A 14,321-nucleotide genomic window follows, 5' to 3' on the forward strand; every position below is an offset into this window, starting at 1 on the left:
ATGGCCGCATGGAGATCTGGATCAACCCGGCCTGCTCGAAGTGCCGGTCGGCCCTGTCGCTGCTCGACGCCGAGGGCGCCGGGTACACGGTCCGCCACTACCTGGAGGACCCGCCGAGCGCGGCGGAGCTCGCGGAGGTGCTGCGCCGCCTCGGCCTGGACCCCTGGGACGTCGCCCGCCTCGGCGAGCCCGTCGCGGCCGAGCTGGGCATGGAGTCGTGGCCGCGCGACGAAGCGTTCCGCGAACGGTGGATCGAGGCCATGGCCGCCCATCCGATCCTGATCCAGCGGCCGATCATCACCGCCGACGACGGCACGGCCGTGGTGGCCCGCTCCCCCGAGGCCGTGCGCTCCGTCCTGCCGTGACCGGTCGTCCACAGAGGGCGGAGCGGCGAGGAGTGCCGCCACTAGGCTTGCGGTCGTGAGCAAGACCAAGAGCAAGGGCGGCCAGAGCACTCCGGCGACGGTCGCCCTCACCCAGGCGAAGGCGGAGTTCACCCTCCACCCCTACGACCACGACCCGAACGCCCAGGCGTACGGCGAGGAGGCGGCCGACGCGCTCGGGCTGCCCTACGAGCGGATCTTCAAGACGCTGGTGGCGGAGACCGAGGCGGGCCTGGCGGTCGCGGTCGTGCCGGTGGCGGGCAAGCTCGACCTCAAGGCGTTCGCGGCGGCGCTGAAGGGCAAGCGGGCGGCGATGGCCGACGCGGCCAAGGTGGAGCGGGTCACCGGCTACGTGGTCGGCGGCATCAGCCCACTCGGGCAGCGCAAGCGGCTGCCGACCGTGGTGGACGAGTCCGCGCTCGGCTTCGAGACGATCTACTTCTCCGCCGGGCGGCGCGGCCTGCAGATCGAGACGGCGCCCGGCAACCTCATCCGGCTCGCCCAGGCCGTGACCGCCCCCATCGCGAAGCTCTGAGCCTGTCTACTGTTGCCATCGCCCGTACGGCTCACCGGCCGTAAAACTAGCCGGGAACCGCACCGAACGGGGGAAACGTGAACGAGCTGGTCGACCTCACCGCGACGGAGATGGCCGCGCTGCTGCGGGCGCGCGAGGTGAGCGCGGTCGAACTGACCGAGGCGTGCCTGCGGCGCGTCGAAGAGACGAACCCGCGGGTCAACGCCGTCGTGACGCTGACCGCCGAGCGGGCGCTCGACCAGGCCGCGCGCGCCGACGAGGACCTGCGGCGCGGTCTGGTCCGCGGCCCGCTGCACGGCCTCCCGGTCGCGCACAAGGACCTCGCCGACACCGCGGGCGTGCGGACCACGTACGGCTCGCGGGCGTTCGCCGACCACGTCCCCGCCGAGGACGACCCGCTCGTGCGGCGCATCCGCGAGGCGGGCGGGATCGCGCTGGGCAAGACGAACACCCCGGAGTTCGGCACCGGCTCGCACACGGTCAACGAGGTGTTCGGGGCGACCCGCAACCCCTACGACCTGTCGAAGAGCGCGGGCGGCAGCAGCGGCGGGGCGGCGGCGGCGCTGGCGTGCCGGATGGTGCCGCTCGCCGACGGCTCCGACATGGGCGGCTCGCTGCGCAACCCCGCGTCGTTCTGCAACGTGGCGGGCCTGCGGCCCACCCCGGGGCGGGTGCCGGCGAAGTCGGCGACGGCGGCCTGGTTCACGCTCGGCGTGCCGGGGCCGATGGCCCGCACGGCCGGCGACCTGGCGCTGTTCATGTCGGCCATCGCCGGGTTCGACCCGGTCTCGCCCTTCTCGATCCGCGAGGACGGATCGGCGTTCGCGGCGTCCCTCGACATGGACCTCACCGGAGTCCGCGTCGCCTTCAGCCCCGACCTCGGCGGCCTCCCGGTGGACCCCTGCACGGCCGCCGTGACGGCACGGGCGGCCGAGACGCTGGCCGGGCTGGGGGCCAAGGTCGAGCGGGTCGACCTGGACCTGTCCGACGCCGAGGAGGCGTTCCGCGTCTACCGGTCGTGGTACTACGCGCTCAGCTTCGGCGACCTCCCCGAAGTGGGCCCCAACGTGGCCTGGAACGTGGAGCAGGGACGGAAGGTCACCGGGGCCGACCTCGCCAGGGCCGAGCGGCTGCGCACCGGCCTGTTCCACCGCATGCGCGAGTTCTTCGGCCGCCACGACTTCCTGGTCGCGCCCGTCAGCCAGGTGCCGCCGTTCCCGGTCGAGCAGCCGTACGTCACGGAGGTGGCCGGGGTGGAGATGCCCGACTACCTGGCCTGGATGCGGTCGTGCTACTGGATCAGCGTGCTGCACTCGCCCGCGATGTCGGTGCCGTGCGGGTTCACGCCCGAGGGGCTCCCGGTCGGCCTGCAGATCGTGGGCAGGCCGTGGGCCGACATGGACGTCCTGCGCCTCGGGCACGCCTTCGAGCAGGCCACCGGCTTCCGGCGGACCGAACCCCGGCTCAGCTGATCACTCCCGCGCGGGTCGCCCCGCCGGTCGCGCGGCTCGTGCTCGCCGGCCGCCGTCTCACCCGGCGACCGCGTCTCCCCGCAGGAGGGCCGCGCCCAAGGGGGTCAGCGCATGCAGCACGGCTCCGCCGATCCGGGTCGTGGAGACCAGCCCGGCGTTCCGCAGAACCGTCGCGTGCTGGCTGGCGGAGGCCAGGGACACCCCGGCCCGTTCGGCCAGGGCGGTCGTCGTCGCCGGATCGCGCAGGGCGGCCAGGACGGCCGCCCTGGTGCGGCCGAGCAGCGGGCCGAGGGCGTCGGCCGAGCCGGCCCGGTCGTCGTCACGGCAGATCGGGTAGACCAGCACGGTCGACTGTCCGGGCCGCCAGGTCAGCAGGGGCGTCGGCGCGAAGTACGAGGGGATCAGCAGCAGCCCCCGCCCGCACAGCGGTACGTCGTAGCTGAGATGCGACGGGATGTGCAGCACGGGAGGCAGCCAGTGCCAGCGGGTGTTCAGGGTGGCGAGCAGCGCGTCGATCCCGCCGCGAAGCAGGGTCTCGGCACGCAGGGAGCGGTCGGCGGCCGCGGCGGCCTGAACCGTCTGCCACACGGGAGCCAGTGACGACCTGAAGTAGGTGCGGAAATCGTCGGCGAGCGTTCGCCGCGCCGCGACGGCCCCGGACGCCAGTTCCCGGAACCATCGACTCGGCGCCGGGGACGGGGGCGGCAGCGCGGCCAGGTCGGCGGCGAGCTGCGCCGCGGGCACCTGGGCGATCAGCTCCACTCCGGTGGCGAGGTCACGGGCCGCCGGCTGCGACAGGAAGTCCGGGAGGAAGCCCTGCGGCGGGACCACCTCGAGGAGCACCCCCGCCCGGGCCGCCAGGCTGCCGTTCACCAGGTGGTGCAGCTGCCGCAGTCCCGGGAGTGCCCGGCTCCCGCCGCCCGCCCCGGTGCGCAGGCGGCGCACGCTGAGGGCCGTCTCCAGCACCACGTCCGGAGCCGCGGCCACGGTGATCCGGCGCAGGTCGGCCTCGGTGAACTCCAGTCTGAGCATGCTGGTGATCATGGCATCGGCGGGCCTGCCGTCACGGACACAAAGGCCTCACCCGCCCGGGCCCTTTCAGGCAGGGCTGAAACCCGTTGTCGTGCCGATCCAGCCACGACAGGCTGTGGCCGTCGACGTCGATCGGTCAGGAAAGAGGTGTCCGTGAGAAGAAAAGACATGGCCGCGCGGGTGACCGCACTGGTCACCCTGGTGAGCGGATCGGTGGTGCTGGCGGGTACGGTGACCGCCGCACCCGCTCAGGCGGCGGCCAACTGCCATTACAACAACGTCGCGATCACCGGCTACTACGGTGAGGTCAAGTACGGAAGTGCCAGTGCCTCGGGAGATCTGCGCTACCCGGCGACGCTCCATGGCGCGACGGTGCGGCTGTACTCGCACACCGCCGACGCCAGCGTCAAGGCGACCGTGAGCGGCGCTCGATCGGGGGACATCCTGTCGGTCGACCGGTCCAACTTCCGCGTCTCCGGAACCGCCGAGCACTATTTCAAGTCCACCTCCTGGGTCCAGTCGCAGGGCACCTGGGACTACTGCGAGAAAAAGCTGAGCGGCACCTCGGCGACACTCGCCGGGATCGACGGCGCTCATCGCTACGTCCGGGTCTGCCTTCGCCGCTCCGGCGCTCTCCAGTGCACGAATATCTGGTACGGCGACAACGACGACGAGACCGGCGACTCGACCTGATCCCTCACCGGACGGCTACCGGGGGCCCGCCCGGAAACAGCACCAGGCCCGGTGGCGACTCGGCGGGGAGGGGACCCGCCGGCGGGCCGTGGACAGGACTCAGCGGCCCCGCTCGTTGTAGGTCACCGCGAACTCGATGACCCAGAAGACCGCGGTGGCCACGAGCGGCCAGGCGAACAGCACGCCGTGCGCGGTCAGGCCCAGCGAGGTCGTGGTGGTGTAGCCGCCCGGCCCCGCCGCCTGGACCCCGCCCTTGGCCGTGCCGCCGACCAGCATCGCGACGTATCCGGCGAGCAGCCCGCCGGCCGCGAGCCCCACGAGGACCTCGACCGGCCGGCCGCGCGACAGCACATACCCCGCGATCCCGCAGGCCAGGCCGAACGCGCCGGTGACCACGGCGAACCAGCCGTCGGCCTCGATGAGCGACTGCGTCTCGGGATCGGCCAGATGCGGCGTCCCGTCGATCAGCACGTACTGCGCGGCGGGGGCGAAGGCCTGCCAGACGTATCCGGCGACCACTCCGAGGACGGCGAGCACGATGACGGTCACGCCGATCGTCGCCAGATTGCCCCTCAGATGCCGCACCGTCCCGATAGTACCCACGTGGTGATCGGGTCCGGTCCCGTTACTCTTGCTGGAGCCGGGTGCAGGGGACACCCGGCAATCGGCGTGGGCCAAGGAGGCCGAGTGAGCGAAGAGGTATGGCAGATCGACCCGTCCGGCCCCCTGCGGGGGGACGTGGAGGTGCGGGGATCGAAGAACGCGGTCTCGAAACACATGGTGGCGGCGATGCTCGGCACGGGTCCGAGCACGCTGCACAACGCCCCCGAGGTCGGCGAGGTGGGGCTCACCGCCGCCATGCTCGAAGCCCTCGGCATCCACGTGGAGATCACACCCGGTGAGATCACCATCGAGCGGGGCACGGAGATCCGGCCGCGGGTGCCCGAGGAGTACACCGGGCTCAACCGCATCCCGATCCTGATGCTCGGCCCGCTGCTGCACCTGGCGGGCGAGGCGTTCGTCCCCCTCGTCGGCGGCGACCCGATCGGCAGGAGGCCGGTCAACTTCCACGTCGAGGCGCTGCGGTCGATGGGCGCGGAGATCGAGGTCGGCGACAACGGCATCACCGCCAAGGCGGCCCGGCTGCGCGGCAGCCGCATCACGCTCCCCTACCCCAGCGTGGGCGCCACCGAGACGATCCTCATGACGGCGGTGCTGGCGGAGGGCAAGACCGTCATCAAGGGCGCGGCGATGGAGCCCGAAGTGGTGGAGCTGGCGCTGTTCCTCCAGCGCATGGGCGCGATGATCGAGCTGAGCCCCGACCGCCGCATCGTCATCGAGGGCGTCGAGCGGCTGCACGGCGCCTCCACCTGGCTGGCCGGGGACCGCATCGAGGCGTTCTCCTACCTCGTGGCGGGCCTGGTGACGGGCGGCGAGGTGCGCGTGCACGGCTGCCACCAGGACCGGCTCGTCACCGCCATCACCACGCTGGCGAGGATGGGCGCGCGGTTCGAGATAACCGACGAGTGGCTGTGCGCCTCCGCTCCCGACGGCCTGCGCGCGGCGGCGGTGCAGACCGACACCCACCCCGGTTTCATGACGGACTGGCAGACGCCGCTGATGGTGCTGTTCACCCGCGCCGAGGGCATGTCGGTGCTGCACGAGACGGTGTTCGAGAACCGGCTCGTGTACGTGCCGGCGCTGCAGAAGATGGGCTGCGAGATCGAGGTGTTCGCCCAGTGCCTGGGCGGACCTGCGTGCCGCTACCACGACACCAACGCCAAGCACTCGGCGGTGGTACGCGGAGTCTCCAACCTGCGCGGGGCCGACGTCACGCTCCCCGACATCCGCGCCGGGTTCTCCGCGGTGCTGGCCGCCGCCGTGGCCGAGGGCACCTCGACCCTGCGGGGGGTCAACCACATCGAACGCGGCTACCACAGACCGTTCGAACAGTTCACCTCCCTCGGGTTGAAGATCAACAGGCTCACGTAAAGCTTTGCGGCCCCCGGGTTTGGACAAACGCCAGAGGTCGCACTGATATCCCGTGACCTCTCGTCTTCTCGGCGCCGTCCTCGCCTTGAGCCTGTGCGGCGCGGCCGGGGGCACCCTGGTCGCCGGGCTGGTGATGCCCTTCGTGGGCGGGGCCGGCCTGGCGGCCAGGAGCGCCGCGTCCACCCTCACCTACCTGCCCGCGCCCCTGCGGGAGGAGCCGCTGCCCGAGGTGACACGGCTGCTCGACCGCAACGGGCGCCAGATCGCCCAGTTCTACTACCAGAACCGGCAGTCGGTGCCGCTGAGCGCGGTCGCCCCGGTCATGCGCCAGGCCATCGTGGCCATCGAGGACGCCCGGTTCTACGAGCACGGCGGCCTGGACCTCAAGGGCACGCTGCGCGCCTTCGTCACCAACACGCGGGCCGGCGGGATCCGGCAGGGCGGCTCGTCCATCAGCCAGCAGCTCGTCAAGAACATCATGCTGGCCCAGGCCGAGTCGAAGGAGGAGCGCGCCCAGGCCCTGGTCCGCTCGTTCCGCCGCAAACTGGACGAGCTGCGGTACGCGCTGGCGCTGGAGCGCAAATACACCAAGGACCAGATCCTCGAGCGCTACCTCAACATCGCCTACTTCGGCGCGGGCGCGTTCGGCGTCCAGGCGGCGGCCAGGCGGTTCTTCGGCGTCGACGCCGCCGACCTCACGCTCACGCAGGCCGCGACGCTCGCCGGCGCCGTGCGCACGCCGTACGACACCGATCCCTCTCTGGGCGACGAGCATCGTGACCGGCTGCGCGCCCGGCGCGACCTGGTGCTGGGCCGGATGGCCGAGCTCGGCGTGATCGGCAAGGACGCGGCGCGCGCCGCCGCCGCCGAGCCGCTCACGCTGCACCTGCGTCCCGAGCCCGGCGGCTGCGCGGGCAGCGCCCACCCCTTCTTCTGCGTGTACGTGGAGCGCGAGGTGCTCACCAACCCCGCCTTCGGATACACCAGGGCCGACCGGGAGCGGCGCCTCCAGCGGGGCGGGCTGACCATCTGGACGACCATCGACCCCGTCGCGCAGCGCGCCGCGGAGCGTGCCATCGGCGCCCGGGTCAGGCCCCGCGACACCCAGGTGGCCTCGGAGACGATGATCGAGCCGGGCACCGGGCGCATCCGCGCGATGGCCGTGAGCAAGCACTACGGGCGCAACCCGCACGACCGCGACCTCGGGCCCAGCACCACCTACAACCTCGCGGCCGACACCGCGCACGGCGGCGGGCTCGGCCTGCAGGCCGGGTCCACCTTCAAGGTGTTCACGCTGGCCACCGCGCTCAAGCAGGGCATGCGGTTCGGCGACGGCTTCACGATCCCGGGCGCGTACGTCCCGTCGTACGGCTACCGCGACTGCTCGGGCAGGGCCGTCAACGACCCGAACACGGTCATCCACAACGCGGGCGGCGAGGGCGGCGGCGGGCCGTACAGCCTGGAGATGGGCACCTGGCAGTCGGTGAACATCTTCTACATGCGACTGGAGCGCGAGGTCGGCCTGTGCGACGTCGTGCAGACGGCCAAGTCGCTCGGCATCAGGCGGGCGGACGGCACGCCGCTCCACGAGGTGCCGACGTTCACACTGGGCGCCAACGAGATGGACCCCACGACCGTGGCGGCGGCCTACGCAGGGCTCGCCGCCCGCGGCCGCTACTGCCGGCCGATGGCCGTCACCGCCGTCGTGGAGCGCGACGGCACCCGCACCGAGATACCGCCCGCCTGCGTGACCGCGCTCGAACCCGCGGTCGCCGACGCGGTGAGCCATGTGCTCACGGGAGTGTTCACCAAGGGCACGATGCGCGGCCAGTCCATCGGCCGGCCCGCCGCGGGCAAGACCGGCACGAACAACGGCTACACCTCGGCCTGGTTCGCCGGGTACACCCCCGGCCTCGCCGCCGCCGTCAGCGTGGGCGACATCCGCGGCTCCTACCGCTATCCCCTCACCGGCGTCACCATCGGCGGCCGCTACTACGGCGCGGTGCAGGGCGCCTCGCTGCCCGGCCCGATCTGGGTGGACTCGATGCGCTCGGCCCTGCGGGACACCCCGGTGTACGGATTCGTCCCGCCCGACATGGCCCGGTTCGGCGGCGGCTTCACGCCCGGCCTGAAGGAGGCGCTGGAGAAGCAGCGCGAGAAGGAGAAGAAGAAGCGGGAGGCCGAGCGCGGCAAGCACGACGACGGCGACAACGCCTCGGCCTCCGAGGGTGACGCGGCGGCCGGCGCGGCGAGCGGCGGCGAGGAGGCTTCCGGCGGCGCCGGGACCACTCCCCTGGCCGGTAGCGGCACCACCCCCACCGGCGGCCGGGCCGCCCCTGCCGCTCCCGCCGCCTCTGTGAGGCGTTCCACCGGGGCCCGCTCCGGCCGCGACTCGCCGTCCCCGGCTGGAGCCCACTCGGTGGTCCGTGGCACCTCGCCCCGCGCGCCCCTGCGCAGCGGCCCCGGCGGCGTGCCCGCGACGTCCGGCAGGACGGGCTGGGCGAGTCTCACCCGCCCCGACACCGCTCCCCCGGCGGCGCGGCCCGCCGTCCGACGCGCCGAAGCCCACCGTGACGCGCCACGGCACGGCGCGGCAGAGCGCGGGTCGCCGAAACACGGGACGGCGGAACACCGCGCGGCGACTTCGACCCGCACGTCCCGGGGCCGGCACCACGCCGTGAGCCACGACGGCCGGCACCGGCGAACGCCCCACGGCGCGGCGCACGCGGCCACGCATCCGGCGCCGAACCGGGCAACCCGTCGAGCCGAACCGCCCGCCCGGCACCACCGCCCTGTCCACGGCGTACGGCGCCACGCCTGAGCGGACGATGCCGCGCCCGCTATTGTGCGCGGGCCTGGGCGCTGACGGCGCTCTGAGCTGGCGGCCGGACCGGAGGAGGCCCACCCCTACCCGCGACTTTCGCCGACGATGGGCGGAAGTCGACGTGTGCTGGAGAATTTACTGACTCTTGACAGCGGAATCAGACACGACCTACCGTCACAGATGTCTCATTCGTAACGCGCAAGTGCCGGAAATGTTAACGCTAACAGTGAGGTCTCTCCGACTCATGGCAGCGATTCCCCCCTGTCCCGGACGCATCGTCGCCTTCCCTCGCCTCCGCTCTCGCAGGTCGCACGGCCTCGCCCGCCGCACCGGCCGGGAGGGGCTCGAACCTCTGCCCTGACGGCCACTCGGCCCGCGCCCCCGGGGAACCTCCCGGCCGGCGCATCCTCATCCGGCGGCGCTCGCGAATCCGCCGCGGGCCGCGCGCTCCGCCCACATCCCGGCAGGCCGCCGGACGGCGCCGGGGCGCGCCCGCCTGGTTTCAGTGGTTCCGTCCCACCGGTTCCGTCCCACCGGCACGGCTTCCTTCCGCCCAGCGATCACCCGATCGCCGGCTCAGCCCGGCATGCCCGTTCCGGCGTGCCCTCCATCACCGATCCGAGGAGTCTCCATGCCCAAAAACCGCTGGTACGCGGCTCTGGCCGCGGCACTCATCTCCGCCGGGGGCCTGGCCGTCGCCCCTGCGGGCGCGGCGACCGCCGACGCTCCCGCCGGCACTCCCGGGGCCGGCGCCCCCGCGCACGGGGCCGCTCTGCCGTCCAGCTTCCAGTGGGTCTCCAGCGGGCCGCTGATCAGCCCGAAGTCCGACGCGACCCACGACATCGCTGCGGTCAAGGACCCCTCGGTGGTCCGCTACAAGGGCCAGTGGCTCGTCTTCGCGACCACGGCGCTGCGCTCCGGCGGCTGGAACCTGATGTACACCAGCTTCAGGAAGTGGGAGGACGCCGCCTCCGCACCGCAGTACTACCTCGACCAGTCGGCGATCGGCCCCGGCTACCGGGCCGCGCCGCAGGTGTTCTACTTCGCGCCGCAGAAGAAGTGGTACATGGTCTACCAGACCGGCCTGCCGTCCTACTCCACCACCGACGACCCCACCAATCCCGGAAGCTGGTCCAAGCCGGCCGACTTCCTGAGCTCGATGCCCGACATCATCAAGCAGAACATCGGCAACGGCTACTGGGTCGACATGTGGGTCGTCTGCGACGACGCCAAGTGCTACCTGTTCTCCTCCGACGACAACGGCCACCTGTACCGGTCGGAGACCACCGTGGCCGACTTCCCCAACGGCTTCGGCAACACGCAGATCGCCCTGCAGGACTCGAAGTACAAGCTGTTCGAGGCCAGCAACGTCTACAAGATCAAGGGCAAGGACCAGTACCTGCTCCTGGTCGAGGCGATCGGCAGCGACAACCGCCGCTACTTCCGCTCCTGGACCTCCACCAGCCTCGACGGCCAGTGGACGCCGCTCGCCGACACCGAGGACAACCCCTTCGCCCGCGCGAACAACGTCGCCTTCCCCGACGGCGCCTGGACGGCGGACATCAGCCACGGCGAGATGATCCGCTCCGGGATCGACCAGAAGATGGAGATCAATCCGCATCGCCCTCTGCAGTACCTGTACCAGGGCGAGGACCCGTCGGCCGGCGGCGACTACAACCAGCTGCCCTGGCGGCTGGCACTGCTGACCCAGGTCAAGAAGCCCTGAGCGTCCGGTTCACCCGCGCGGCGGGCCGCCCGGCGGCCCGCCCCGTCACCTCGTCGTCCGGGCGGCCGGTCAACCGGCCAGGCAGGCCGGCCCGAGCAGTTGCTTGAGGTCGCCCATCAGGGCGGGTGACGGGGTCACGCGGAGCCGGTCGTCCAGCCGCATGACCGTCGTACGCGGCCCGTTGTGCACCTGGAGGTGGACCTCCGTGGTCCCGGGGTGGGTGGTCAGCACCTCCTTGAGCCGGCCCACCACGGGCGGCGTGCAGCGGTTGATCGGCATGCTCACCACCAGCGGCCCGCCCGACTCCGCCGTGAGGTCCGGCGCGGTCACCTCCATCGCGATGATCTTCGCGACGTCCTCCCGCTTGTCGATCCTGCCCTTGACGAAGACGATCGCGTCCTCGGCGAGCACGGTCGCGCAGAGCTGGTAGGCCGACGGGAAGATCATGACCTCGATCGAGCCCTCCAGGTCCTCCAGCATGGTGAGGACCCAGGTGTCGCCCTTCTTGGTCACCTTCCGCTGCAGGCCCGACAGGATGCCGCCGACCGTGACGACCTGCCCGTCGGGGCGGCTGTCGTCCTGCAGCGCGGCGATCGAGCAGTCGGCGCCGGCCGACAGGATGTGCTCGACGCCGAACAGCGGGTGGTCGGAGACGTACAGGCCGAGCATCTCCCGCTCGAACTGCAGCAGCGTCGTCTTGTCCCACTCCCCCGGCGGGATCTGCACGTCGAAGGTCTGGTCCTCGGCGCCGTCGATCGCGCCGAACAGCGAGTCCTGGCCGATCGCCTCGTTCTTCTTGATGTCGATGATCGCGTCCACGGCCTGCTCGTGCACCATCAGCAGGCCCTTGCGCACGTGCCCGAACGAGTCGAACGCACCCGACTTGATCAGCGACTCGATGACGCGCTTGTTGCAGACGATCGCGGGGACCTTGCGCAGGAAGTCCTTGAAGTCGGTGAACCTGCCCTTCTCCTTGCGCGCCGCGATGATCCCGTCCACGACGTTCGCGCCGACGTTGCGGATGGCCGACAGGCCGAACCGGATGTCGGTGCCGCGCGGGGTGAAGTCGAAGTCGGAGTCGTTGACGTCCGGCGGGAGCACCTTGATGCCCATGCGGCGGCACTCGTTGAGGTAGAGCGCCGACTTGTCCTTGTCGTCCTTGACGCTGGTCAGCAGCGCCGCCATGTACTCGGCCGGGTAGTTGGCCTTGAGATAGGCGGTCCAGTAGGACACCAGGCCGTATCCGGCGGTGTGCGCCTTGTTGAAGGCGTAGTCGGAGAACGGGAGAAGGATGTCCCACAGGGCCTTGATGGCCGCGGCGGAGAACCCGTTCTCCTTCATGCCCTTCTCGAAGAACTCGAACTGCTTGTCCAGCTCGGACTTCTTCTTCTTGCCCATCGCGCGCCGGAGCAGGTCCGCGCCGCCGAGCGTGTAGTTGGCCACCTTCTGGGCGATGGCCATGACCTGCTCCTGATAGACGATCAGGCCGTAGGTCGTGCTGAGGATGTCCTTGAGCGGCTCTTCCAGCTCGGGGTGGATCGGGGTGATCTCCTGCTGGCCGTTCTTGCGCAGCGCGTAGTTGGTGTGCGAGTTGGCGCCCATCGGGCCGGGCCGGTAGAGCGCGAGGGCCGCGGAGATGTCCTCGAAGTTGTCGGGCTTCATCAGCCGCAGCAGCGTGCGCATGCCGCCGCCGTCCAGCTGGAAGATGCCGAGCGTGTCGCCCTTGGCCAGCAGCTCGTACGTCCTGGTGTCGTCGAGCGGGAGCTCGAGCAGCTCGATCCTGTTCCCGGTGTTCGTCTCGATCATCTTCAGGCAGTCGTCGATGATCGTGAGGTTGCGCAGGCCCAGGAAGTCCATCTTCAGCAGGCCGAGCGTCTCGCAGGTCGGGTAGTCGAACTGCGTGATGATCGCGCCGTCCGAGTCGCGGCGCATGATCGGGATGTGGTCGGTCAGCGGCTCGGCCGACATGATGACGCCGGCGGCGTGCACGCCGGTCTGCCGGATCAGGCCCTCCAGGCCGCGCCCGAGGTCGATCGTCGCCTTGACGTCGACGTCCTCCTCGTACAGTTTGCGCAGCTCGCCCGCCTCGTTGTAGCGCGGGTGGTCGGAGTCGAAGATGCCCGACAGCGGGATGTCCTTGCCCATCACCGCGGGGGGGAACGCCTTGGAGATGCGGTCGCCCAGCGCGTACGGGTAGCCGAGGACGCGGCCGGCGTCCTTCACGGCCGCCTTCGCCTTGATGGTGCCGAACGTGGCGATCATGGCGACCTTGTCGGCGCCCCACTTCTCGGTCACGTAGCGGATCACGTCGGCGCGCCGGCGCTCGTCGAAGTCGATGTCGATGTCGGGCATCGAGACGCGCTCGGGGTTGAGGAACCGCTCGAAGATCAGGCCGTGCGGGATCGGGTCGAGGTCGGTGATGCCCAGCGCGTACGCGACCAGCGAGCCGGCGGCCGAACCACGGCCGGGGCCGACCCGGATGCCGTTGTTCTTGGCCCACATGATGAAGTCGGCGACCACGAGGAAGTAGCTCGGGAAGCCCATCTGCAGGATGACGCCGATCTCGTTCTCGACCCAGGTGCGGTGCTCCTCGTCCACCCCGCCCGGGAAGCGGCGCCGCATGCCCTCCCAGACCTGCTGCCGGAAGTACTCCTCCTCCGACAGCCCCTCGGGGATCGGGTAGGTCGGCATCAGGTTGTGGTAGGGGAAGAAGCCCTCGGGGTCGACCTTCTCCGCGACCAGCAGCGTGTTGCGGCAGCCCTCCTGCCAGATGTCGGAGGAGTCGACCGCCCGCATCTCGTCGGCGGTCTTGATGTAGTAGCCGCTGCCGTCGAACCGGAACCGGTCGGGGTCGCTCAGCTGCTTGCCGGTCTGGATGCACAGGAGCGCGTCGTGGCCCGCGGCGTCGGACTCGTAGGTGTAGTGGGAGTCGTTGGTGACCACCGGGGGGATGTCGAGCTCGCGGCTGATCCGGACCAGGCCGTCGCGGACCCGGCGCTCGATGTCGAGGCCGTGGTCCATGATCTCCAGGAAGTAGTTGTCCTTCCCGAAGATGTCCTGGAACTTCGCTGCGGCCTTGAGCGCCTCGTCGTACTGGCCGAGCCGCAGCCGGGTCTGCACCTCTCCGGACGGGCAGCCGGTGGTGGCCATCAGTCCCTCGGCGTGCTCGGCGAGGATGTCGGCGTCCATCCGGGCCCACTTGCGGACGAAGCCCTCGGTGTAGGCGCGCGAGCTGAGCTTCATCAGGTTCTGCAGGCCGGTCTTGTTCCGCGCCCAGATGGTCATGTGGGTGTAGTAGCCACCCGCCGACACGTCGTCGCTCTTCTGGTGCGGCTCGCCCCACAGCACCGGCTTCTTGTGCATGCGCGACTCGGGCGCGACGTACGCCTCGATGCCGAGGATGGGCTTCACCCCGGCGCCGGTCGCCTGCTTGTAGAAGTCGTAGGCGCCGTGCATGTTGCCGTGGTCGGTGATCGCGATCGCGGGCATCTCCAGCTCGCCCACGAGTTTGAACATCTGCTTCAGCCGCGCCGCTCCGTCGAGCATCGAATACTCGGTGTGGACGTGCAGATGAACAAACGAATCACCCATGAGACCCCCATCGTCACCGGACCGCGGTCCAGAGCCTACGCCGTGATCGCGAACCAGTGGGACTCAGGTGAAA

10 protein-coding genes are annotated in these 14,321 nt (G+C 70.9%); 7 read left to right on the top strand and 3 right to left on the bottom strand.

The window, feature by feature from the left end:
* Positions 1–8: 8 nt before the first annotated feature.
* The 3 genes from ABZ860_RS05035 to ABZ860_RS05045 all read left to right on the top strand — a co-directional run bounded on the left by ABZ860_RS05035 (position 9) and on the right by ABZ860_RS05045 (position 2,390).
* Positions 9–365 (top strand): arsenate reductase family protein, encoded by a 357-nt coding sequence (locus tag ABZ860_RS05035; protein ID WP_357215229.1) that lies wholly within the window; start codon positions 9–11, stop codon positions 363–365.
* 55 nt (positions 366–420) lie between these two features.
* Positions 421–918, top strand: a complete 498-nt coding sequence (gene ybaK / locus ABZ860_RS05040; protein WP_357215232.1) for a Cys-tRNA(Pro) deacylase — start codon at positions 421–423, stop codon at positions 916–918.
* A gap of 77 nt (positions 919–995) precedes the next feature.
* Positions 996–2,390 carry an amidase gene (locus ABZ860_RS05045; RefSeq protein ID WP_357215235.1) on the top strand — a complete coding sequence of 465 codons (1,395 nt, stop codon included), beginning with the start codon at positions 996–998 and terminating at the stop codon, positions 2,388–2,390.
* Positions 2,391–2,447: 57 nt separating this feature from the next.
* Here ABZ860_RS05045 and ABZ860_RS05050 read toward each other — a convergent pair whose 3' ends face one another.
* Complete coding sequence (locus tag ABZ860_RS05050) at positions 2,448–3,422, bottom strand: winged helix-turn-helix domain-containing protein (protein WP_357215238.1); 975 nt, start codon at positions 3,420–3,422, stop codon at positions 2,448–2,450.
* Positions 3,423–3,575: 153 nt separating this feature from the next.
* Between ABZ860_RS05050 and ABZ860_RS05055 the strand changes: the two genes are divergently transcribed.
* Positions 3,576–4,115 (top strand): hypothetical protein, encoded by a 540-nt coding sequence (locus ABZ860_RS05055; RefSeq protein WP_357215241.1) that lies wholly within the window; start codon positions 3,576–3,578, stop codon positions 4,113–4,115.
* 99 nt (positions 4,116–4,214) lie between these two features.
* On the opposite strand, the gene ABZ860_RS05060 is transcribed toward ABZ860_RS05055, so the two are convergent.
* A complete protein-coding gene (locus ABZ860_RS05060; RefSeq protein WP_357215244.1) occupies positions 4,215–4,700 on the bottom strand; it encodes a hypothetical protein in 486 nt (161 codons plus the stop codon).
* A gap of 102 nt (positions 4,701–4,802) precedes the next feature.
* On the opposite strand from ABZ860_RS05060, the gene murA reads away from it, so the two are divergent.
* The 3 genes from murA (at position 4,803) to ABZ860_RS05075 (ending at position 10,657) form a co-directional block, all read left to right on the top strand.
* Positions 4,803–6,107 carry a UDP-N-acetylglucosamine 1-carboxyvinyltransferase gene (gene murA / locus ABZ860_RS05065; RefSeq protein ID WP_357051837.1) on the top strand — a complete coding sequence of 435 codons (1,305 nt, stop codon included), beginning with the start codon at positions 4,803–4,805 and terminating at the stop codon, positions 6,105–6,107.
* Positions 6,108–6,159: 52 nt separating this feature from the next.
* Entirely contained in the window at positions 6,160–8,928 is a 2,769-nt protein-coding gene (locus ABZ860_RS05070; protein WP_357215247.1) for a transglycosylase domain-containing protein, read from the top strand.
* A 634-nt stretch (positions 8,929–9,562) separates the two neighbouring features.
* Positions 9,563–10,657 (top strand): non-reducing end alpha-L-arabinofuranosidase family hydrolase, encoded by a 1,095-nt coding sequence (locus tag ABZ860_RS05075; protein ID WP_357215249.1) that lies wholly within the window; start codon positions 9,563–9,565, stop codon positions 10,655–10,657.
* A 69-nt stretch (positions 10,658–10,726) separates the two neighbouring features.
* Here ABZ860_RS05075 and dnaE read toward each other — a convergent pair whose 3' ends face one another.
* On the bottom strand, positions 10,727–14,248 hold the full coding sequence (gene dnaE / locus ABZ860_RS05080) for a DNA polymerase III subunit alpha (RefSeq protein WP_357215251.1): 3,522 nt from the start codon (positions 14,246–14,248) through the stop codon (positions 10,727–10,729).
* Between the last annotated feature and the right edge of the window lie 73 nt (positions 14,249–14,321).

Origin of the sequence: Microbispora sp. NPDC046973 (genome assembly GCF_040644495.1) — a bacterium.
In the GTDB taxonomy this organism is placed as follows: Bacteria; Actinomycetota; Actinomycetes; order Streptosporangiales; family Streptosporangiaceae; genus Microbispora.